This is a genomic window from Helicobacter turcicus (assembly GCF_019711685.1).
GTDB lineage: Bacteria > Campylobacterota > Campylobacteria > Campylobacterales > Helicobacteraceae > Helicobacter_D > Helicobacter_D turcicus.
In genome coordinates, this window is sequence record NZ_JAIGYQ010000003.1 from 96117 (window position 1) to 117088 (window position 20972).

Here is a 20972-nt window from a genome sequence, read left to right on the forward strand (position 1 = left end):
TTAGAATTGTGGGTTTAAAAGGAGTGAAAATGTATGCGGATTCTGCCTTAAGCCTTGTTGTGCCTGTTGTGGTGATTGTTTTAGTATTTATCACAAGACGCGTGGTGTTATCCCTCTTTATTGGAATCGTAATTGCAGGAATTATGCTTGAATATAGTATTTTAGGCATTTTTGGCTATGTATCCCAAAGAATTTCTTCTGTGTTTTATAGTGATGGAGAGGTGCAAAGTTCGGCAATTTATGTCTTTGGATTTTTGGTAATGCTTGGTGTTTTAACAGAGCTTATGAAATGCTCTGGCGGGATTTCTGCATTTGTAACATGGGCTAGATGCAAAGTGAATAGTCCTAGAAGTTCAGAGTTTTTAGCATTTATTGCTGGGATTGTGATTTTTATTGACGATTATTTCAATGCATTAAGTGTTGGGCAAATTGCGCGTCCTCTTAATGATGTCAATCATTCAAGTCGTGAGCGTTTAGCATATATTATTGATTCTACCTCCGCTCCTATTTGTATTTTAATGCCAATTTCAAGTTGGGGGGCTTATATTTTGGGGATTATGGGGGGTATTTTTGGGGCAGATAAAAGTTTTAATGTGTTAGCTAATAGTATTGCTGGGAATTTTTATGCATGGTTTGCTCTGCTTGGAGTGTTTTTGACAATTCTTTGGCAAATAAATTTGCCTCAAATGGTGAAATACCAAAATATTGATGTGCAGGAGTTTGAAGAGATAAAAGAACACAATGGTGGGAATATATGGCTTTTGCTCTTACCACTTGGTGCATTATTCGTGTTTGTAGGATTTTTTATTTTTTATAGTGGATATAGTGTGGTTAGAAATTTTGATTTAATTGCAATGCTATCGGAGGCACAAACAGGTTTTGCTCTCTTTTGGGGTGGAGCTTGTGCGCTTTTTGTGGCTGTGGTGTTAGCGTTTAATAGAATCTCTTTGTGCGAGTATGGACTAATCCTTAAAGATGGCTTTTTGTTAATGCTGCCTGCAAATTTGATTCTCATTTTTGCATGGGCTATTGGACCTGTGATTAAGGGCGATTTGCAAACAGGAGTGTATCTTGCAAACATAAGCAAGGATATTTTAAGCAGTGGCGCACTATCTCCTTACATTGCAATTCCGCTGATTTTATTTATCGCTTCTAGTTTTATCGCATTTTGCACAGGGACTAGCTGGGGGACATTTGCAATTATGCTTCCCATTGGAGCGGGAATTGCATTAAGCAATGATGTGGATCTAAACCTTGCGGTGTGCGCAGTGCTTTCTGGTGCTGTTTATGGAGACCATGCATCGCCAATTTCTGATACGACGATTCTATCAGCCACAGGAGCGGGTTGCTCCGTGCATAGCCATTTTGCTACACAATTTCCTTATGCAACAAGTGTTGCCTTTATTGCTCTGCTTTCTTTTGGAGTTGCCGGTTATTTTGAGAGTTTGCTTGTGGGATATATTTTTGGAATCCCGGCTTTAATTGTCCTATTTTGGTTGTATAAAAGAGCCTTTAGAAAGAATGTCCTAAATTTATGAGCGGTTTATATATTCTTGTGCTTCTGTGCTAAAAGGGGCGTAAAAGGGCAAGACTTTTAACATATCACCTTCTTTTATCTCTGTAAGATCGGAATCTAAAATAACAAGTGCATCGCTCTGTGCCATTGGTGTAACTTCTCCAGAGCCGTATTTTCCATTTTTTATAAAGCTTACACAATCTTTTTCAATTTTCGCTAAAAGTGCTTCTGTTCGTGCTTTTTTCTTCAGGGAAGTTTTTGCCTTTAGGGTAATGTAGTTTGGATAATATGCGTTTGCGCCACTTAGTTCTTGCAAAAAAGGAAGGATTAGCACTCTAAGCATTACATTACCAGCTAAGGGATTTCCCGGAAGTGCAATGATAAATTTCTCTTTTAAATGTGCTATCATAATGGGTTTTCCTGGTTTTATATCTACGCCATCAACAAGGAGTGTTGCGCCATTTTGCTCTAAAGCTTTGCGCATAAAGTCTGCTTCACCTTTACTTGCGCCTCCTGTGGTAAAAATCACATCATTTGAGCTTTGCAGTGCACCATTTATCGCACTAAGATTATCTTTTAAAATTCCACAATATTTGCTATTAAAATGCAAAGAGTGTAAAGTGCTTTGCACCATTGTGGCATTAGAATTATAAATTTGATAGGAGTTCGCCTCTTCCCAAGGCTCTTTTAGTTCATTGCCACTTGTGAAAATCGCAATGCTTAAAGGCATAAATACATGCACATTGCTAATTCCTTGTGTGGCAAGAAGTGTAAGTGTGTCGCAACTAAGCTGTGTGCCACGCATTAGAAGTAAAGAATTTTGTAAAACTTCCTCACCTTCTCTTCTAATGTTTGCAAAAGACTTTAAATCTTTTGGTGCTGTGATTTGCGTGGTGTTACCAAAGCCCCCCTCAATGCTTTCAAAAGGCACAACACAATTAGCACCCTGTGGAATCTTAGCTCCCGTCATAATCTTCGCACATGCTCTAGGTTCTAGTGTAACTGCTTTGCTATCTCCTGCAAAAATGCTTGTTTGGATTTTTAAAATCTTGTTAGCATCTTTAACATTTAGAGCATAGCCGTCCATTGCGCTATTATCAAAGCTTGGCAAAGATTTTTGCGCATAAATGTCTTGGGCTAGGATTCTATTTTGAGCTTGCAAAAGGGGCAAAATCTCGGTGCTTTGGTTTGTATTTTTATATGCTTTAGCAACATCGTGTAGGATTGTTTTAGCTTCTTGTAAAGTTTGCATGGGATTCCTTTAAGATTGAAGTTGTCGCAATTGGAGATATTTTTGCGCAATTTTTTGCGCAGTTTGCGGGATTAAGCTTGGAGAAATTTCTAAAAAGCTTAGGCTTAAAAGCTCTCTTGCTTGGGATTCTGTGTAACCCATTAAACGTAAGACAAAAGAGGGTTGGCTAAAGCCAAATAGACATTCCTGCCCATTGATAATATGGATTCCATCAAAAATCAGGCTTTGGATAAGATTTCTAGCTTTTATGCCTTTTAGTCCTAAACATAAGGTGTTTGGGGGTGTTTGGTAGAAATAATAACACTGCTCATTTAAGTTTGCTTGGAGGCTGTGAAAAAAGCTTTGAGAGAGATCTTGTGTGTTAGCTTTAGTGTGTTGATTTAGAATCGCTTCTTTAAAGGTTGCGTAGAGATTTTGGATTTCCAAATAAATACTAGGGATTCCATAAAAGCTTGTGTTGTGGGATGCTAAGATTCCAAAAGGGCGCATAATACCTAGATTTTCACCATTTAAAAGGAATATATCTGCCTTAGGCAAAGGGAGATTTAAAGGGATTGTATAGCTAATATCTATAATTTTTAGTGCATTTTCTGGCAGGGATTCTAGAGTATTTTGGGTTAGAATGTCTTCGTTAATCTGTGGCAAAATAAAGCAGTCTGCTCCCTTATTGTGTGCCTCTTTAATCTGCGATTCTGTGATATAACCAAGCGTGGAATCAGGAAGTAAGGGGATAATATTGTTTTCATCTCCTAAAAGTAAATAGGCTTGATATAAGAGATTGTGGCTGCTTAGAGCAAGGGCAATTTTGTAGTGCATGGAGAGAGTGTGCAAAAGAAAATAAAAAGATTCTACGTTAAAACTAAAAGGGCGCGCAATTTGAGTGTTTAAAAGGGCGCAGAGTTCTGCATTATCTTGACGGATTTTTTGCAAATGTGTGGGAGTTATGGCTTGGTAGTTTGGAGTGTGTGTGGAGAATAGGTGTGCATTAAGCATTGAATTTAACTTGGGATTTTGGAGGTTATCTAGCATTGTATTCCTTTTGCTTATTTTAGCGTGCGTTTGCCATTATTGTTTTGTATATCACTAAAGCTATCAAGATAATCAAGATAGGTGATGAGATATTTGCGACTTAAATTAAGGTGTTTTTTGAAATTATTAATATCCAAATATCCCTCTTTTGCAATGATAGAACGCATAAGCTCTAAAAGCTTAGTTAAATGTTCAGTGCAGATAAAAAGCTTATGGCTTAGGCGTAAAATCTTTTTTTCCCGTGTTAAACGTTTAAAAATCATATCGCCACTTTTTCTATCAATATCTAGGCTATCATAGAGATTATAAGGTGCAATCGGTTCGTAGTCTTGGCTGTGTAAGGTGTTGTAAATCGTGACGTAGAGATAGTTTTCCACATCTTGTGCGTCCCCTAAATTTGCAGAGTTTTCAGGGGCTACAAAAAAGGATTCCACCCTATGCAATGCTTTTTGCTCTAAAAGTTCATTGAGCACATCTAATGCAAATCTCTCAGCAATAAAGCTTTGTTTTTGGCTTAGAAGTGCAGCACTTAGCAGTGCATTTGGATTTTTGGTTAAAATATTTGCAATCACGTCTTTTACAAGCTCCCTAGCAGTCTTTGGATAGGCAATTAATTCTTTTTCACACACAAAGCAATGTGGAATCTCTCTGGCAATTTCTAGTGCTTTGCTTTGTGAAATCCTAAAGCGCTGTATTGCACTAATTAGTCCAAAACCTCTTTTGTGTGCTTGGAGTAAAATATTAAATGCTCCTTTAAAGTCGCCATTGCTTAGAAGTTTTAGATATTCCAGTTTTTGGGATTTTTTCATCGGATCTACGATTGGACTTAGGATTCTGCCTCCCCCTAGTGTTTTGTTGTCATCACGCAAAATAAAACGTTCATCAAAAATGCTAAAAAGCAGAGTTTTGGTTTTTAACGTGGCAAATTTTTTGTTAGAATCCAACAACAGCACACGACAATTCGTACGTAGTGCTCCTAGATACAGCATTACCTCGCTATTGTGTTCTATATTCTCAAAGCTTTCTAGCTCCACTTCAACTTTATCAAATCCACGCAAATAGCCCTTTTTGGTTAGCAAATCACCCCGTTTAAGATTGTGATGCGAGATTCCACCTAGATTGATTGCTACACGTGCTCCATTGTGTGCGATTTCTGTATTTTTGCCATGGCTTTGGAGGTTTTTAATGCTAAAATTTTGTTCTAATTGAGCGCACCATATTTTATCTTGTAAGCTTAAATCTCCGTCCATTAGTGTGCCGCTAACGACACAACCAGAGCCTTTAAGCGTAAAAACTCTATCAATGTAATAGCGAAAAAATCCTAAATTGACGTGTTCTTTTTTAGGGAGTGAAAAAAGCGTGTTTTTAATTGCTACAATGCTGTTTTTATCGTGGATAGAAGCACTTAAAATGCGGTATTGCAAACCTTTAAAACTAGAAAAAAGTGCGGTAATTTCTTCCTTGCGCCCATCTAACACAGAATTTCCCACTAAATCACATTTGCTAAGAACGACAATATATTGCGTGATTCCTAGCAAATACGCAATTCTTAAGTGTTCTATGGTTTGTGGCATTATGCCCTCATTTGCAGCTATTACAAGCATTGCATAATCAATTCCAAAAGCCCCAGCAATCATGTTTTTTACAAGTTTTTCATGACCTGGAACATCAATAAAAGCAATATTTTTCTCGCCTTGTGTGAGATTTGAAAAGCTCAAATCTAGTGTGATTCCACGTTCTTTTTCAGCTATGGTGCTATCTCCCCAAAAGCCATTGAGTGCGGCAATTAGGCTAGTTTTTCCATGGTCAATATGCCCCATTGTGCCAATAATTAGATTTGTGTGCATAGTGTTCCTTTATAGGAGAGCTTTTAGAGATTCCACAATGCGCGTAAAATCGCTTTTAAAAAGCGTGCGCATATCCAAAATGAGTGCAGAGTTTTCTAAACGTGCAATGATTCCATAGCGGCGAAAATGCTGTTCAAGCTTTGTTTCATCAAGCTTTAGAACACTTAAATCTTTAGCAAAAATCGCCACGCCAAAAGATTCTAAATAATGGCTTGGCATTGCCCCTCCGCCACTATAACTTTTGGTTGCAATAATTTGAGGATTAAAATTAGGCGGAATCTGTGCTGCTAGTTCTTGTGCTAGAGCATGCAGGGATTCTTTGTCTCTTAGAAGCATCTGTGCAGTTGGAATCACTTTTATATTTCCCTTAAGATATGCGCTAAGTGTTGCCTCAAGGGCGGCAATAGTGAATTTATCCACTCGCAACATTCTTAAAAGCTGGTTTTGTTTAAGTTTGTCTATGAGTGCTTTTTTCCCAAAGATAATCCCAGCTTGTGCGCCCCCTATAAGCTTATCTCCACTAAAACTTACAAGACTTGGATTTAGTGCGGAAATTGTTTCTAAAGATGGTTCATATCCTGTAAATACGGAATCCAAAACACTAAAATAACCACTCCCTAAATCGTAATAATCAATAAGATTGTATTTACGTGCAAGTTTTACGAGCTCATTAAATCCTACTTCTTCGCTAAAGCCCTCAATTGCATAGTTAGATTTATGTGCCTTAAAGAGCATTGCACTATTTTCACTAATAGCTTCTTGATAGTCTTTAAAATGCGTTTTATTTGTTGTGCCAACTTCGTGTAAAATAGCACCAGAGTCTTCCATAACACGTGGAATCCGAAAACTTCCACCAATCTCAATTAATTCACCACGAGATACAATTACTTCTTTGCCTTTAGCAAAAGTGTTTAGGATTAAAAACACAGCCGCAGCATTATTATTAACAACAAGCACATCTTCTGCGCCTAAAAGAGCTTTAAATTGCCCTTGTAAATGGATATAGCGCTCTCCTCGTGAACCTTTTTGAAGGTTGTATTCTAGGTTATTGTATTGGGTTAAAATGGGTTTGATTTCCTCTAAAATTTCCTCTGAAAATATGCTACGTCCTAAGTTTGTATGCACGACGATTCCAGTGGCGTTAATTAGCGGCTTTAAAGACTTTTGTGTTGCATTTTGGTATGTTGCTACAATGCGCTTTACACAAGTGCTAAAGTCCAGCAAAACCCCACCTTCTAGCAACTCTTGACGATAGGCGTCTAAAAACTCTAAAGTTATGCGCTTTAAAAGACTTGGATTTACCATTTTAAGTTCCGCATTTAGTGCATTTAGAAGTTTATCTGTTTTTGGGATATGTTGTAAAGAATCTTGCAAGGAATCTCGCAAGTGGTCTTGAATGTCTTTTTGGCTCTCTTGTTGCATAAAACACTCTCTTTTTAGGCATTTAATTTGGTAAAAGGTAGCGCATTATTGCTTTATTTTCTGTGAATTTATAAGTTTTTTGATGAGTTTTGCTATAATTTTTACCATTTTAAAATGTAAGGAATTTGCGATGAAAAAAATTCTGTTTGCCGTTGATGGAACGTCATCTTGTCAAAAGGCAGCGCAGTTTGTGGTGAATTTTTTTGGAGATAGAGAGGATTGCGCAATTAGCATTATCCATGTAAAAACGCCTATTATGCTTTATGGAGAGGCGGCACTTGCAGCGTATGAAGAGATTGAGAAAAAAGAAAATGCAGAGAGTGATAAGCTACTAGAAGATTTTAGTGCAATTTTTACAAATAAAGGTGTCAATGTGAGTCAAAAGCTTTTGGAGGGTGAAGCAGTTACAGAAGTGCTAAATTATGCAAAAGATTTTGATTTGCTAGTAATTGGGCAGAGTGAAGAAAACTTTTGGAACAAGATTTTTTCTTCTAATCAAAACGACTTTTCTGAAAAATCTCCGATTCCAATTTTAATAGTGAAGTAATATGGAATCTATTCTAGGGCTTACCTAGAATAGAAATTCTTTTGAAGTTGAAGCGAATTCTAGTTTTAGGATTTAACTTTATAGAATCTGATTTAACTTTTATTCAACTTGTGCTTAGAGTTTTGCAATTTTTTCTGTAATAACGCTTCCCATACGCTCACAACTGCAGACTTCTTTTGCTCCATAGTTTGCAATATCTTTTGTGCGAAACCCTTCTTTAAGCGTTTCTTCAATGGCACTATCAATTGCTGTGGCTGCTTGTGTTTGCCCTAAAGAGTAACGAAGCATCATTGCTGCACTTGCAATTGTTGCAATAGGATTTGCAATTCCTAGTCCTGCAATATCTGGCGCACTTCCATGGATTGGTTCATAAATTGCCGCTTTTCCTCCAATAGATGCACTAGGAAGTAACCCGATAGAGCCACTTAGCATACTTGCCTCATCGCTTAGAATATCACCAAAAAGATTGCCTGTTAAAATGACATCAAACTGCTTAGGATTGCGAATTAGTTGCATTGCTGTATTATCCACATACATGTGTGTTAATTCCACTTGCGGATATTCTTTTGCCACCTCACTAACAACTTCACGCCATAGCTGGCTAACATCAAGCACATTTGCCTTATCTACAGAGCAGACTTTTTTACTACGTTTCATTGCTGCGCTAAAGGCGGTGTGTGCAATGCGTTTAACCTCATCAACACTATAAACCATCGTGTTAAATCCTCTATCTTTATCACGCCCCTTTGGTGTGCCAAAATAGATTCCACCAATTAGCTCACGCACTACAAGAATATCTACGCCTTTGATAACTTCTGGCTTGAGTGTGCTAGCTTCTACAAGTTCGTCATAAACTTTAGCCGGACGGAAGTTCGCAAAAACTTCTAAACTTTTTCTTAAATGCAATAATCCACTCTCAGGACGCAATTCTCTAGGGAGATTATCCCATTTTTCTCCACCAATTGCACCAAACAACGTAGCATCTGCCTTTAAGCAACCCTCAATAGTTTCTTGCGGCAAAGGAGAGCCTGTTAAATCATAAGCGATTCCACCCATTAAAAAATCTTCAAATTCTAAGTTAAAGTTAAATTTCTCCGCAATAACTTTTAAAATTTTTAGTGCTTCATTAATGATTTCAGGTCCGATTCCATCACCCTTAATCACGGCAATTTTATAAGTTTGCATTGTTGTCTCCTAGCTTATTTTTTGCATAAGGGATTAACCCTCCGCTTTCTAATAGCTCTAGCATAAAAGGGGGAATTGCAGTAAATGTGTAGCTACAATTTTGTGTATGGTTTTTAATTGTGCCATCTTTTAAGTCAATTTCTAAAATATCGCCCTCATTAATGGAATCTGCTTCTTTAATCTCTAAAATTGGCAACCCTGTATTAAAGGCATTGCGATAAAAAATGCGTGCATAACTTTTTGCAATGACCGCACTAATACCCGCCGCTTTAATTGCCACAGGTGCGTGCTCACGGCTTGATCCACAGCCAAAATTCTCTCCTGCAACGATAATATCGCCTTGTGTAATTAAATCCACAAACCCATTTCTTGCATCTTCCATTAAATGTGAAGCTAAGATTGCAGAATCGGTTGTGTTTAAGTAACGTGCAGCAATAATTAAGTCTGTATCAATGTTATCCCCAAATTTCCAAGCTTTAGCTTTTTTAATTGCTTTCATATTTTTCCTTAATCTGTGTAAGGCTTGAGTTTTGAGCCATCCCAATACCAATCTTTACTAAAAAGTGCTTTCTTGCAAGATTCTGGCACTTTTAAGAAAAATACTCTTTGCGCTTCTATGTCGTTTGATATTAGAGAGTGTTCTATTCCTAAGATTAAGTTTTCTGGTGTAACCTTGACATTCTCTACCAAAATATCACGCGTTTCTTGATTAATAATTGTCATTTTCTCTCCTTGTGCAAGGCATTATAGCAAAAGAATTTTTCAAAACTTTTTAAAAATGGCTTAAGATTCATAGAGATTCCACATTCGCAAATTATTGACAATCGTTATATATTATAATATAATTCGGTTTATTTTCGCAAAAACAAATTTGGTGTTGGAGTGTGGAATTTGCAAGTAAAAGGGCGCATTTGGATTAAGGAGCAAGATAAAAACTTTCTAGGACATGGAAAGATTGAGCTACTAGAACGTATTGTAAAAAGTGGTTCTATTTCAAAAGCTGCAAAAGAAATGAAAATGAGTTATAAGGCGGCTTGGGATAGCATAGATTTAATGAATAAGGTGGCAAGTGAACCTCTTGTAATGCGTGTAACAGGCGGTAAAGGTGGTGGCGGAACTCAAGTTACGCAAAAAGGCTTAGAGGCAATTCGGATTTTTCGAGAAATGGAGAGAATTTCAGAGGAGCTTTACACTCTTTTTGAGGGAGATTTAGAGACTTGGGATTCTATGCTTGGCAAAACAAAAGAATCCATCAATGAAGTAAGGAGAAACGTCTTGTTAAAAACTAGTGCAAGAAATCAACTTTTAGGAGAGATTTTAGAGATTAAAGAAGGAGCTGTGAATGCTGAAGTAACACTAAAAATCAAAGAGAATATGCAAATTGTTAGCGCAATAACTCTGCATTCTTTAAAAGAGTTAGGTTTAAAAGTGGGAATGCAGGCTTATGCACTAATTAAAGCAAATTGGATTGTGATTTTCACGCAAGAACCAAAAGGAATCTCACTACGTAATTGTCTCTGTGGAGAAATAAGCACCTTAAAAGAGGGTGCAGTCAATGCTGAAGTTCGTATCAATTGTAATGGAGTAGAGCTAAGTGCTGTGGTAACAGAGGATTCTAAAGAAACTCTTACATTAAAAATTGGACAACAAGTGTGGTTTGGCTTTAAGGCAAACAATGTAATTTTAGGAATTTAAGGAGAAAAAATGTTGAATAAAATTAAAAAAGCAGTTATGGTTGGAATTTGTGGTGTGTTTTTTAGTATTAATGCACAAGCAGAAGAGATAAAAGTCCTAGCAGCAGCTTCTCTAAAGTATGTGCTTGAGGAGATTAAGGGCGATTTTTTAGCAGATAAGAAGGGCGATAGTATTGCAATTTCTTATATCTCTAGCGGCAAGGCGTATGCACAGATTAAAAATGGTTCACCTACGCATTTATTTGTTGCAGCAGATGTTAGTTATCCTGCAAAACTTTATGCAGAGAAATTAGCCCCTAGCAAGGAAGAGATTTATGCAAAGGGAAAATTGGTGTTTTGGAGCAATGATACAAACTTCAAAGTTAAAGAGTTTGGGGATATTTTGAATCCAAAAATTACACATATTGCAATCCCAAATCCTAAAGTTGCACCTTATGGTCGGGCTTCAATGGAAGCATTAGAGGCAACAAAAATGCTAGAAAAAGTGCAAAATAAATTTGTAACAGGAGAGAGCATAGGAGCAGCTACAACTTATGTGGAATCCAAAAATGCAGAAGTAGGTTTTACAGCTTTATCAATGCTAGGAGAGAGTGGAATTAACACGCCAACAATGAGTTTTGTTGCTATTGATGAGAAGCTTTATAAGCCCATTGAACAAGCTCTTGTGATTACAAATTATGGAAAAGATTCTAAACTTGCTAAAGATTTCAAAGAGTATATTTTAAGCAAAAGCGCAAAAGAAAAATTTGTAAAGTTTGGATATAGTGTTGAATAGACTTAAAGGAACGTTTGTATATTTTAGCGCACAAGAGGGCATTTTACGCCTTTATGTGCGCTTAAGTGGAGGAAGTGGTTTTAAAAATACAGAATCGCAAATGCTTAGTGTGCTATTGCTGGAGAATTCCGTATTTTTAGAGCCATTTTTAAATAAAACCTTAGAAATAGGTTTTAAAGAAAGTAATGTGATTGTAGGGTTAGAGTTAAAAGGTGTGCATAATACTTTTAAGAGTGAGATTTTAGGGATAGAGATGGACACACTTTTTGCAAGACTTGTGTTAAAAACTGATGTTATATCTAATGTAATTACAGCATTATGCCCACTAGATTTTGTCGCACAAAATGTTCTTAAAAAGGGCGATTGTGTGGAGTGGCATATCCCTGAAAATGCTGTAATGTTGTATGTATAATGCAAAATTTTGAGAGTTTTTTTATCACAATGCTCTTAACGCTAAAAGTGGCGTTGATTACGACATTTGTGTTGCTATTTCTTGCGATTCCACTTGCATATTTTCTAGCTTTTAATAAAAGCAAAATCACACCCATTTTAGAAGCAATTGTCTCAATGCCTTTAGTGCTTCCTCCTAGTGTTTTAGGATTTTATTTGCTTATTACCTTCAGTCCGCAAAGTGTTTTAGGGAAGTTTTTGTTAGAGACATTTAATTTAAAGCTTGTTTTTAGTTTTGAGGGATTGGTTGTAGGGTCGGTGATTTTTTCACTTCCTTTTATGGTGAATCCGATTCAAGCAGGATTTTCTTCTTTGCCAAAATCACTTTTTGAAGCGGCTCTAACGCTTGGAAAAAGTCGTGTAAAGATTCTTTGTTTTGTGCTATTGCCTAATATTTCGCGCTCTTTACTTGTTGGGGTTGTAGTAACTTTTGCGCACACTATTGGTGAGTTTGGAGTTGTGATGATGATTGGGGGGAATATTGAAGGCGTTACGCGTGTAGCAAGTATTGCAATTTATGATGAAGTAGAATCTCTAAATTACGTTCTAGCACATCAATATGCTTTGAGTTTATTTGTCATAACATTTTCTATTTTGCTTTTGACATTTTATTTAAATAAAAGAGACGTGAAGTGATTGTTTTAGACATTCAAAAGCGTCTTTTAAGCGCACAAGGGGAGATTGTGCTAAAGGTGAATTATGCTTTTAAAGAGCAGGATTTAATTACGCTTTTTGGTAAAAGTGGAGCAGGAAAAACAACGATTTTGCGCATTTTAGCAGGGTTAGTAGAACCAGATTTTGGGCGTGTGCAAGTAGGAGATACATTATGGTTTGAGCGCACAAAAGGAGCTAGTAAGCCCTCTATTAATCTTCCTCCTCAAAAGCGTTCTATTGGCTTTGTATTTCAAGATTATGCCCTATTTCCAAATATGAGTGTGGAGGAGAATCTGTATTTTGCCTTGCCAAAGGGAGTGGATAAGAAAAAGGTTGCAGAGTTATTAGAGATTACAGAATTGCAAGCTTTAGCAAAGCAAAAACCTAATGTGTTAAGTGGCGGACAGCAACAACGTGTTGCATTGGCTAGAGCATTAGTTAGAAGTCCAGAGATTTTACTTTTAGATGAGCCATTTTCTGCTTTGGATTCTATGATGGCGTATAAACTTCAAAAGGAATTACTAAAGATTCATCATCATTTTAATCTAACTACATTTCTAGTTAGCCATAATTTTAGTGAAGTGTTTTTTCTCTCAAATTTTGTGCTTTGCATTGAAAAAGGGCGCATAGCAAAGCAAGGAAGTCCAAGCAGTGTATTTTTAGAAGATATGCCAAGTGGGAAGTTCCGCCATAGTGGAGTGGTGCTAGAGATTAAAAAGAGCGGACTAGTGTATATTTTAAGTGTGCTAATTGGTAATGAAATCGCACAAATCACTGCACAAGAAGAGGAAGTGCGGAATCTAAAGAGTGGCGATTCTGTAATTCTTGCTTCTAAAGCGTGGAATCCGGTAGTGGCGCAGATTAAGAATCTCTAATGATCTAGCGCACAGATTAGTGTAGAACAAAAAGACATTAAGTGTTGCAATTGATAAAAGTTTGTGTGAAAATCAAAAAGCTTTAAAATTTGCTAACAGCTCTTTTCTAAGTAAAAGCTATAAAGATTTATAATGTTATTGCAAAATGTATGTTAATTTTAAGGATAAAAAGATAAGCTTTAACGCGTTTTTTCTTAAAGTGCTTACTTGTCAGACTTTTTGTGCAAGTTTTTAAGTAAGCAAGTTTAAACTCTAAATTTATCCTCATACAATGCGTTTAGAATCTCTGCAACGCGTGTGAAATATTTTATGTTTTTATGGTAGCTTTATTAAAAAATGCTACAATTTTAGAATTTTTTAATCCAAAATTAAGTCCGAGGTAGAAATGCTACATTATCAGAATTTGCGTCAGCTAATTTTTCGTTTTGACCCAGAAGTTGCGCATAGTGTTGTGGAGTTTGTTTGCGCCCTTGCCCCAAAGATTCCAGCTCTGCTTCCTTTTCTTTCTAAAAAATTTTGTTTTAATGATCCTCTTTTATCTCAAGAAATTGATGGAATGCGCTTTTATAACCCTGTTGGGCTCGCTGCTGGGTTTGATAAAAACGCTACAATGGTAGAAACACTTTGTGCATTGGGATTCTCACATTTAGAACTAGGTGCTCTAACGCCACTTGCTCAAAGCGGAAATGAAAAACCTCGCCTTTGGCGCCACACTAACGAAGAATCTATCCAAAATGCTATGGGTTTTAATAATGATGGTGCAAATGCAGTGAGTATGCGCTTAGATAAGTGCTATCCTTTTGTGCTACCGCTTGGAATAAACATTGGAAAAAATAAATTAACCTCTCAAGAAAATGCGATTGAGGATTACATAGCATTAGCTAAGACTTTTTCACAAAATTCGGATTATTTAAGTGTAAATATCTCATCACCAAACACACCCAATTTGCGTGATTTACAAAATGAAGCCTTTATTAAAGAACTCTTTAGTGCATTGTGTGAAATCTATAAAAAGCCAATTTACCTAAAAATCTCTCCAGATTTAAGTATTGATAGTGCGCTAAATTTGGTTGAGTGTGCCATGGATTTTGGAGCAAAAGGAATTATTGCTACAAACACAACATTAGATTATTCTCTTGTGGCAAATCCAAAGGAAAAAGGCGGAATCTCAGGCAAAGTTTTAGCACCAAAAAGCCGTGAAATGCTAAAACAAATCGCCCTAACCTTGAAAGCAAAAAAGCGTAAGGCAACACTAATTAGCGTAGGCGGAATCGCAGATGCTAAAGAGGCTTATTTGCGTATTAGACTTGGGGCGAGTCTTGTGCAAGTCTTTAGTGCAATGATTTTTAAAGGACCAAGTTTAGTTAAGTGTATTAATAGAGATTTGAAAGATCATTTAGAACGTGATGGGTTTAATCACATTAGTGAGGCTGTAGGTGTGGATTTATGAGAGTGTTACGTGTAATTTTTGCAATTTTTTGTGTGGAAATATTTTTTGTAGGAGTTTTGATGGCAGAGGATGGAGTAGTAAAATCTGTGCTTCCAAAGCATTATAAAAACGTGTTGAAAAATGGCTTAGAAGTGGTGATTATCCCTTTAAAAAACCAAAGCGGTGTGATTACAACTGATGTGTTTTACAAGGTGGGTAGTCGTAATGAAGTCATGGGAAAAAGCGGAATTGCGCATATGTTGGAACACTTAAACTTCAAATCCACAAAGAATCTAAAAGCAGGTGAATTTGATAAAATTATTAAAGGCTTTGGCGGAGCGACAAATGCTTCTACGGGCTTTGATTACACGCATTATTACATAAAATCTAGCACACAAAATTTAGATAAATCCTTAGAGCTTTTTGCAGAGCTCATGCAAAATCTAAGTTTAAAAGATTCTGAATTCCAACCAGAGCGCAATGTTGTAGCAGAAGAGCGTTTGTGGAGAACAGATAATAATCCTATGGGATATTTATATTTTAGACTTTTTAATACCGCTTTTGTATATCACCCTTACCATTGGACACCTATTGGCTTTATGGACGATATTAAAAATTGGACTATTGAGGATATTAGGGAATTCCATAGTGTTTATTATCAGCCACAAAATGCTGCTGTGGTGATTGTTGGCGATGTTGATGAAAAACAAGCTTTAAAAGCGGTTAAAAGGCATTTTGAAGGAATCAAGAATACAAAAGAGATTCCACAATCTGTTTATATGCAAGAGCCAAAACAAGATGGGCAAAGGCGTGCGCAAATCCACAGACAAACAGAGATCGAAGTGTTAGCACTTGGCTATAAGATTCCACCTTTTAATCACAAAGACCAAATTGCACTTAATGCACTTAGTGAAATTCTAAGTGGGGGAAAAAGTAGTCAGCTCGTGCGCGAAATTGTAGATAAAAAGCGTTTAGCCACAGAAGTCTATGCGTATAATATGGATTTAGTAGATGATGGGCTTTTTATCTTTATGGGGATTGCAAATGTTGGAGTGAGTCTAGAGAGCTTAGAAAAGGCGATTTTACAAGAGATTGAGAAAATTAAGCAAGGTAAGATTAAAGAAAAAGATTTGCAAAAAGTTAAAACAAATATGCGTGCGAACTTTTTATACGAATTAGAATCTAGTAGTGGTGTGGCAAATCTCTTTGGAAGCTATATTGCACGTGGTGATTTGGAGAGTTTGTTGCATTTCGAAGAGGCATTTGAGAATCTCTCTTTAAAAGATGTTGTAGAAGTTGCACAAAAGTATTTTACGTCAAATAATGCAACAATTTTAACTCTAACAAAATAAGGAAGTTTATGCAGGTAAAAAATCCAGCTGAAGGTGCAATGACGGCACTAATAACGCCTTTTAAAAACGGAGAGCTTGATTTAGAAAATTATGCGAGTTTGATTCAACGGCAAATTCGCCATGGTATTGATGCTGTTGTGCCAGTTGGCACGACAGGGGAGAGTGCTACACTAAGCCATAAAGAGCATAAGGAATGTATTGAAGTGGCAGTAAGTGTGTGCAAGGAGTATTCTAATGTCAAAGTTCTAGCAGGAGCTGGAAGTAACTCTACCCAAGAAGCCATTGAGCTTGCAAAATTTGCGCAAAGCTGTGGTGCAGATGCGATTTTATGTGTAACCCCTTATTATAATAAACCCTCACAAGAAGGTTTGTTTGCGCATTATAAAGCCGTTGCAAGTGCTGTTGAGATTCCATTGATGCTTTATAATGTTCCAGGACGCACAGGGGTGAATTTGGAAACAGCGACAATTTTGCGTCTATTTAATGCAGTGCCAAATATTTATGGAGTAAAAGAAGCAAGTGGCAGTATTGAGAAAGTCATTGATTTAAATGCGCAAGCGGAGGGTTTGTGTATTGCAAGTGGTGAAGATGCAATTAACTATCCTATTCTAGGCTGTGGTGGGAGAGGTGTGATTTCTGTAACTTCTAATCTCTTGCCGAATAAAATTGCAAGTCTTACCCATGCACTTTTAAAAGAACAAAATTACACCTTAGCAAAGAGCTTAAATAATGAACTCTATGCAATTAATAAGGCACTTTTCATAGAGAGTAATCCGATTCCAATTAAAGCGGCAATGTATCTAAGCGGACTTTTAAAAAGTTTGGAATATCGCTTGCCATTAGTGGAACCAAGTCCAAAAAATATGCAACTTTTAGAAAAAATTTTAAAACAATATGAGGTGGCTAAATGATGGAAAACTTCAAAGGAAAAACATTAGTTATCAGTGGTGCGACAAGGGGAATTGGGAAGGCAATTTTGTATCGTTTTGCACAAAATGGTGTGGATATTGCCTTCACTTATAATAAGAACGAAGAAGAAGCCCAAAAAATCATCGCAGATGTGGAATCTAAATACGGAATAAAAGCAAAGGCATATCCGCTAAATGTGCTTGAACCAGAGACTTACAAGGATTTATTTGTAAAAATTGATGAAGAGTTTGACCGCGTGGATTTTTTCATTAGCAATGCAATTATTTATGGCAAAAGTGTTGTAGGAGGATTTGCACCCTTTATGCGCTTAAAGCCAAAGGGGCTTAATAATATTTATACAGCAACGGTGCTTGCCTTTGTTGTCGGCGCACAAGAAGCAGCTAAGAGAATGCAAAAAGTAGGCGGTGGAAGCATCATCTCACTAAGCTCTACTGGGAATCTAGTGTATATGCCAAACTATGCAGGACATGGAAATTCTAAAAACGCAGTAGAGACAATGGTAAAATATGCTGCAATGGAGCTTGGAGAGTTTAATATCCGTGTTAATGCTGTAAGTGGTGGTCCAATTGATACTGATGCTCTAAAGGCTTTTCCGGATTATGCAGAGATTAAAGCCGCAGTGGAATCCCAAAGCCCACTTAATCGTATGGGAGAGCCAAACGATATTGCTGGAGCTTGTTTGTTTTTGTGCGATAGTAACTCTAGTGCGTGGCTAACAGGACAGACAATTGTGATTGATGGAGGAACAAGTTTTAAATAGGCAAAATGGTATGCTAAAGTTAGAATCCTTACCAAATTTTTTGACAATTTTGCGCATAGCTTTGTCCTTTTTGCTTTTAGTTATTATTCTTTATGGAAATTGGATTCTTCCGCCTCCTATTCACCCAACTTGGATTAATTATTTTGCTTGTTTGGTATTTTGCATAGCAAGCATTACGGATTTTTTTGATGGATTTATTGCACGCACTTTTAATGTGGGAAGTGTCTTTGGTGAGATTTTTGACCCCTTAGCTGATAAACTTTTAATGCTGGGAGCATTCATTGGATTATTAGTTTTGGGACGTGCAGATGCGTGGGCTGTGTTTTTAATTTTAAGCAGAGAATTTTTTATTACTGGATTGCGTGTGGTTGTTGCAAGCAAGGGGGTAAAAGTTGCCGCTTCAAATTTAGGCAAATACAAAACCGGTTTGCAAATCACAGCAATTGCATTTTTGCTAATGGATTATTCCTTTGGAAATCTCACTTTGTGGCTTGCAGTGCTTTTGACGCTGTATTCTGGTTATGATTATGTAAAAATGTATGTAAAGGCGCGATAAATGGGTTTTATTGGTTCAATTCTTGTTCTTTCATTTTTGATTTTCTTTCATGAGCTTGGGCATTTTTTAGCAGCAAAGTATTTTGGTGTGAAGGTAGAAGCATTTAGTATTGGTTTTGGTAGGCAACGCATTTGGAAAAAGAAAATTGGTGATACGGAATATTCCCTGCGCCCCATTCCATTAGGAGGATTTGTTCAGCTAAAAGGGCAGAGCGACATAGACCCAAAGCTTCGTAATAGTGATATAGATAGCCTATATGGAATTGCACATTGGAAGCGCTTAGTAATTTTAGCAGCGGGTTCGTTTTTTAATCTTTTGCTAGCCTTTTTGCTCTTTTTTGCTATTGGATTACTAGGCAAAAACGAGTTAGCTCCGATTGTTGGTAAAGTGGAATCTACTATGCCAGCAGGTTTAGCGGGATTAAAAAGTGGTGATGAGATTATGCTTATTAATGGGAATAAAATCCGCACTTGGGGGAATTTAAGCAATGCAGTCGCAGAATCCACAGGTGCGCTTGAGGTTGTATTTCTACGTGGAAGTAAAGAATATACAACAACAATCACTCCAAAATATGGCGCTTCTAAAAATATCTTTGGAGAAAGTATTCAGCGCCCTTTGCTTGGGATAACTGCTAGCGGTGAAGTGCGTTTGGTATCTTATAATATTTTGGATTCTATCTTGTATGCCTTTAGAGAAACAAAGGAATCTAGTAAGCTAATTTTACAAAGCATTGAAAAAATGTTCTCTGGTGTTGTGCCTTTAAGCGAAGTAGGTGGTGTAGTCTCCATTGTTAGTATTACAAAAAAAGCCACAGAGCTTGGAATTGTAACACTCTTTGCTTTTAGTGCGCTAATTTCAGTTAATCTTGGAATCTTAAATCTACTCCCAATTCCAGCTTTAGATGGCGGACATATCATCTTTACGTTTTATGAGATGATTAGCAAAAGGATTCCGACACAAGAGACACTCTATCGCCTAAGTCTTGCTGGCTGGATTGTGCTTTTGGGGCTTATGGGGCTTGGGTTGTATAATGATATTTTAAGAATCGCAAATGGCACAATGCCATTTTAAAGGAATATCATGCAAACACGTTTAAATCAAAATTTATTAGAAGCCATTGACAGAATTGAGAAAGCAAGAATCGCCACAGATCGTAGGCGTATCGTGCAACTAGTTGCTGTAAGCAAGTATTCTAGCAAAGAGGAAATTGCTACACTCTATACTTGCGGACAAAGAGCATTTGGTGAGAATAAAGTGCAGGACTTGCAACAAAAGGCAAGTGCATTAGAAACATTACCGCTAGAGTGGCATTTTATTGGTGCTTTGCAGAGCAATAAAATTAATGCACTTTTGCATTGGAATCCTTATTTGTTACAAAGCTTACACTCTTTAGAGCTTGCACAAGCCCTACAATTGCGTTTGGAGAGAGAAAATAAAAACCTAAAGGCGTTAATGCAGGTTAATAGTGCAAAAGAGGAGAGTAAGAGTGGTTTTATGCCCGAAGTTGTGTTAGAAATGTATGCGAGGATTCAAGAGGAATGTAGGAATATAAAGCTTTGTGGGCTTATGAGCATTGGAGCGCATACGGAGGAGCGGGCAGTGATTCAGAAAAGTTTTGAGACAACACAGAATCTTTTTGCACAAATTAAAGATGCAGAAATCCTTAGCATGGGAATGAGTGGAGATTTTGAGCTTGCAATCGCCTGTGGGAGCAATTGTGTGCGGCTAGGAAGCACATTGTTTAAGTGATTTGGAAGCTTAAAGTTAAAAAGAATAAAGGTTTTTAATATTTTGTTTAAGGCGTGTTGGTGCTTTTAAGTGGCTATGGGTTGTCTGCTTAAAGATAGAGTAAAGACTCAAAGATCTCCTAGCTAAAAAATGGAATGTAAAAAGAGTTCTAAGAGGCTTTAAAGCTTTTCACTCCCCTAAAAGATTCTGCGTGAAAGTGCGTAAGGATTCTGTAATGGTTTTGGAGTCTTGTGTGCTTTGGCAAAGCTCTGTGATATGACGCACAAAGGCACTGCCGACAACGGCAATTGGCACAATTCCACGCAAACTTTGGATTTGCTCTTTGTTTTGGATTCCAAAACCTAGCGCGATTGGCTTAGTGCAGTTTTCTTTCACAAGTGCAATGTAATCAAGCAAATTTTGGTTAATTGTTGTTGTATCGCCCGTGATTCCATTACGTGCTACAACATACAAAATCTCTCCACTAGCTTTATTTAGAGCACGCATTCGCTTTGGTGTTGTAAATGGCGCAATAAGTGCAATATTTTCAAGTCCTAGTTTTTTGCTATATTTAAAAAGATTCTCATCATTTTGCAAAGAAAAATCAGGAACAATTAATCCATAAACTCCTACTTCCTTAGCCTTTAGTAAAAACTCTCTAATCCCATAACAAAACAAAATATTCCCATAAGTCATAATAAGAAGTTTTGTGTGGCAGTTGTGCGCTTTTAACTTTTCTTGCAATTCTGTAATAAAGCGGAATCCAAAATCTGTATTAAAGCCATTTTTAAGTGCAATTTCGCACGCATTAGCAATTGCGATTCCATCTGCATTTGGGTCGGAGAAAGGAAACTGCACTTCTAAATACTTTGCTCCGCCTAATGCGATTCCAATTGCAGAATCCAAACTCTGTGTAAAACTTGGAAATCCAGCGACAATATGCCCCATTAATGCAATGTCTTTCATTATTT

Annotated in this window: 22 protein-coding genes; 14 read left to right on the top strand and 8 right to left on the bottom strand. The window is 37.0% G+C overall.

Annotated elements, in window-relative coordinates:
- The first annotated feature begins 29 nt into the window (after positions 1 to 29).
- Positions 30 to 1538 (top strand): Na+/H+ antiporter NhaC family protein, encoded by a 1509-nt coding sequence (locus K4G57_RS03185; protein ID WP_221531735.1) that lies wholly within the window; start codon positions 30 to 32, stop codon positions 1536 to 1538.
- On the opposite strand, the gene K4G57_RS03190 is transcribed toward K4G57_RS03185, so the two are convergent.
- From K4G57_RS03190 to selA, 4 genes are read right to left on the bottom strand one after another with little or no spacing between them, the layout of a single operon-like run.
- Entirely contained in the window at positions 1533 to 2768 is a 1236-nt protein-coding gene (locus K4G57_RS03190) for a molybdopterin molybdotransferase MoeA (RefSeq protein ID WP_221531736.1), read from the bottom strand. The genes K4G57_RS03185 and K4G57_RS03190 overlap by 6 nt on opposite strands.
- Positions 2769 to 2777: 9 nt before the next feature.
- The gene (locus K4G57_RS03195) at positions 2778 to 3797 is read right to left on the bottom strand and encodes a nitrogen fixation protein NifS (RefSeq protein ID WP_221531737.1); all 1020 of its coding nucleotides are present in this window, start codon (positions 3795 to 3797) and stop codon (positions 2778 to 2780) included.
- A gap of 14 nt (positions 3798 to 3811) precedes the next feature.
- Positions 3812 to 5644, bottom strand: coding sequence for a selenocysteine-specific translation elongation factor (selB, locus tag K4G57_RS03200; RefSeq protein ID WP_221531738.1), 1833 nt, complete (start codon positions 5642 to 5644; stop codon positions 3812 to 3814).
- Positions 5645 to 5653: 9 nt separating this feature from the next.
- Entirely contained in the window at positions 5654 to 7066 is a 1413-nt protein-coding gene (gene selA, locus K4G57_RS03205; RefSeq protein ID WP_221531739.1) for an L-seryl-tRNA(Sec) selenium transferase, read from the bottom strand.
- 130 nt (positions 7067 to 7196) lie between these two features.
- On the opposite strand from selA, the gene K4G57_RS03210 reads away from it, so the two are divergent.
- Entirely contained in the window at positions 7197 to 7613 is a 417-nt protein-coding gene (locus K4G57_RS03210) for a universal stress protein (RefSeq protein WP_221531740.1), read from the top strand.
- Positions 7614 to 7727: 114 nt separating this feature from the next.
- Here the strand turns inward: K4G57_RS03210 and leuB are convergent, their stop codons facing one another.
- Genes leuB through K4G57_RS03225 form a run of 3 tightly spaced genes read right to left on the bottom strand, consistent with a single transcriptional unit; the run spans position 7728 to position 9521 of the window.
- On the bottom strand, positions 7728 to 8798 hold the full coding sequence (gene leuB / locus K4G57_RS03215) for a 3-isopropylmalate dehydrogenase (protein ID WP_221531741.1): 1071 nt from the start codon (positions 8796 to 8798) through the stop codon (positions 7728 to 7730).
- Positions 8785 to 9297: a 3-isopropylmalate dehydratase small subunit gene (locus K4G57_RS03220; RefSeq protein WP_221531742.1), complete on the bottom strand. Its 513-nt coding sequence runs from the start codon at positions 9295 to 9297 to the stop codon at positions 8785 to 8787. Before K4G57_RS03220 ends, leuB begins: the two co-directional genes overlap by 14 nt.
- 8 nt (positions 9298 to 9305) lie before the next feature.
- Positions 9306 to 9521: a hypothetical protein gene (locus K4G57_RS03225; protein ID WP_221531743.1), complete on the bottom strand. Its 216-nt coding sequence runs from the start codon at positions 9519 to 9521 to the stop codon at positions 9306 to 9308.
- Between the two features lie 159 nt (positions 9522 to 9680).
- Between K4G57_RS03225 and K4G57_RS03230 the strand changes: the two genes are divergently transcribed.
- The 12 genes from K4G57_RS03230 to K4G57_RS03285 all read left to right on the top strand — a co-directional run bounded on the left by K4G57_RS03230 (position 9681) and on the right by K4G57_RS03285 (position 20022).
- On the top strand, positions 9681 to 10493 hold the full coding sequence (locus K4G57_RS03230; protein WP_346727930.1) for a TOBE domain-containing protein: 813 nt from the start codon (positions 9681 to 9683) through the stop codon (positions 10491 to 10493).
- Positions 10494 to 10502: 9 nt separating this feature from the next.
- Positions 10503 to 11267 (top strand): molybdate ABC transporter substrate-binding protein, encoded by a 765-nt coding sequence (gene modA, locus K4G57_RS03235; RefSeq protein ID WP_221531744.1) that lies wholly within the window; start codon positions 10503 to 10505, stop codon positions 11265 to 11267.
- Positions 11260 to 11679 (top strand): molybdate ABC transporter, encoded by a 420-nt coding sequence (locus K4G57_RS03240; RefSeq protein WP_221531745.1) that lies wholly within the window; start codon positions 11260 to 11262, stop codon positions 11677 to 11679. The genes modA and K4G57_RS03240 overlap by 8 nt, the downstream gene beginning before the upstream one ends.
- Positions 11679 to 12353 carry a molybdate ABC transporter permease subunit gene (modB, locus tag K4G57_RS03245; RefSeq protein WP_221531746.1) on the top strand — a complete coding sequence of 225 codons (675 nt, stop codon included), beginning with the start codon at positions 11679 to 11681 and terminating at the stop codon, positions 12351 to 12353. Before K4G57_RS03240 ends, modB begins: the two co-directional genes overlap by 1 nt.
- Positions 12350 to 13246: an ATP-binding cassette domain-containing protein gene (locus K4G57_RS03250; protein WP_221531747.1), complete on the top strand. Its 897-nt coding sequence runs from the start codon at positions 12350 to 12352 to the stop codon at positions 13244 to 13246. Before modB ends, K4G57_RS03250 begins: the two co-directional genes overlap by 4 nt.
- 385 nt (positions 13247 to 13631) lie before the next feature.
- Complete coding sequence (gene pyrD, locus K4G57_RS03255; protein WP_221531748.1) at positions 13632 to 14696, top strand: dihydroorotate dehydrogenase (quinone); 1065 nt, start codon at positions 13632 to 13634, stop codon at positions 14694 to 14696.
- Positions 14697 to 14755: 59 nt separating this feature from the next.
- A complete protein-coding gene (locus K4G57_RS03260) occupies positions 14756 to 16027 on the top strand; it encodes a M16 family metallopeptidase (RefSeq protein ID WP_221531749.1) in 1272 nt (423 codons plus the stop codon).
- Positions 16028 to 16035: 8 nt separating this feature from the next.
- Positions 16036 to 16938 (top strand): 4-hydroxy-tetrahydrodipicolinate synthase, encoded by a 903-nt coding sequence (gene dapA, locus K4G57_RS03265; protein ID WP_221531750.1) that lies wholly within the window; start codon positions 16036 to 16038, stop codon positions 16936 to 16938.
- Entirely contained in the window at positions 16935 to 17717 is a 783-nt protein-coding gene (locus K4G57_RS03270; protein ID WP_221531751.1) for an enoyl-ACP reductase, read from the top strand. The genes dapA and K4G57_RS03270 overlap by 4 nt, the downstream gene beginning before the upstream one ends.
- 10 nt (positions 17718 to 17727) lie before the next feature.
- Positions 17728 to 18273 carry a CDP-diacylglycerol--glycerol-3-phosphate 3-phosphatidyltransferase gene (gene pgsA / locus K4G57_RS03275; RefSeq protein WP_221531752.1) on the top strand — a complete coding sequence of 182 codons (546 nt, stop codon included), beginning with the start codon at positions 17728 to 17730 and terminating at the stop codon, positions 18271 to 18273.
- Entirely contained in the window at positions 18274 to 19344 is a 1071-nt protein-coding gene (rseP, locus tag K4G57_RS03280) for an RIP metalloprotease RseP (protein WP_221531753.1), read from the top strand.
- Between the two features lie 9 nt (positions 19345 to 19353).
- The gene (locus K4G57_RS03285) at positions 19354 to 20022 is read left to right on the top strand and encodes a YggS family pyridoxal phosphate-dependent enzyme (protein WP_221531754.1); all 669 of its coding nucleotides are present in this window, start codon (positions 19354 to 19356) and stop codon (positions 20020 to 20022) included.
- 168 nt (positions 20023 to 20190) lie between these two features.
- Here the strand turns inward: K4G57_RS03285 and trpA are convergent, their stop codons facing one another.
- Entirely contained in the window at positions 20191 to 20967 is a 777-nt protein-coding gene (trpA, locus tag K4G57_RS03290) for a tryptophan synthase subunit alpha (protein ID WP_221531755.1), read from the bottom strand.
- Positions 20968 to 20972: the final 5 nt, after the last annotated feature.

Excerpts from the sequence above, each read along its gene's own strand:
- selA (WP_221531739.1), bottom strand. The coding sequence starts at position 7,066 with ATGCAACAAGAGAGCCAAAAAGACATTCAAGACCACTTGCGAGATTCC.
- K4G57_RS03270 (WP_221531751.1), top strand. The coding sequence starts at position 16,935 with ATGATGGAAAACTTCAAAGGAAAAACATTAGTTATCAGTGGTGCGACA.
- K4G57_RS03260 (WP_221531749.1), top strand. The coding sequence starts at position 14,756 with ATGGCAGAGGATGGAGTAGTAAAATCTGTGCTTCCAAAGCATTATAAA.
- rseP (WP_221531753.1), top strand. The coding sequence starts at position 18,274 with ATGGGTTTTATTGGTTCAATTCTTGTTCTTTCATTTTTGATTTTCTTT.
- K4G57_RS03220 (WP_221531742.1), bottom strand. The coding sequence starts at position 9,297 with ATGAAAGCAATTAAAAAAGCTAAAGCTTGGAAATTTGGGGATAACATT.
- pgsA (WP_221531752.1), top strand. The coding sequence starts at position 17,728 with ATGCTAAAGTTAGAATCCTTACCAAATTTTTTGACAATTTTGCGCATA.
- K4G57_RS03225 (WP_221531743.1), bottom strand. The coding sequence starts at position 9,521 with ATGACAATTATTAATCAAGAAACGCGTGATATTTTGGTAGAGAATGTC.
- K4G57_RS03285 (WP_221531754.1), top strand. The coding sequence starts at position 19,354 with ATGCAAACACGTTTAAATCAAAATTTATTAGAAGCCATTGACAGAATT.
- leuB (WP_221531741.1), bottom strand. The coding sequence starts at position 8,798 with ATGCAAACTTATAAAATTGCCGTGATTAAGGGTGATGGAATCGGACCT.
- dapA (WP_221531750.1), top strand. The coding sequence starts at position 16,036 with ATGCAGGTAAAAAATCCAGCTGAAGGTGCAATGACGGCACTAATAACG.
- modA (WP_221531744.1), top strand. The coding sequence starts at position 10,503 with ATGTTGAATAAAATTAAAAAAGCAGTTATGGTTGGAATTTGTGGTGTG.
- K4G57_RS03210 (WP_221531740.1), top strand. The coding sequence starts at position 7,197 with ATGAAAAAAATTCTGTTTGCCGTTGATGGAACGTCATCTTGTCAAAAG.
- trpA (WP_221531755.1), bottom strand. The coding sequence starts at position 20,967 with ATGAAAGACATTGCATTAATGGGGCATATTGTCGCTGGATTTCCAAGT.
- selB (WP_221531738.1), bottom strand. The coding sequence starts at position 5,644 with ATGCACACAAATCTAATTATTGGCACAATGGGGCATATTGACCATGGA.
- K4G57_RS03185 (WP_221531735.1), top strand. The coding sequence starts at position 30 with ATGTATGCGGATTCTGCCTTAAGCCTTGTTGTGCCTGTTGTGGTGATT.
- pyrD (WP_221531748.1), top strand. The coding sequence starts at position 13,632 with ATGCTACATTATCAGAATTTGCGTCAGCTAATTTTTCGTTTTGACCCA.
- K4G57_RS03190 (WP_221531736.1), bottom strand. The coding sequence starts at position 2,768 with ATGCAAACTTTACAAGAAGCTAAAACAATCCTACACGATGTTGCTAAA.
- modB (WP_221531746.1), top strand. The coding sequence starts at position 11,679 with ATGCAAAATTTTGAGAGTTTTTTTATCACAATGCTCTTAACGCTAAAA.
- K4G57_RS03195 (WP_221531737.1), bottom strand. The coding sequence starts at position 3,797 with ATGCTAGATAACCTCCAAAATCCCAAGTTAAATTCAATGCTTAATGCA.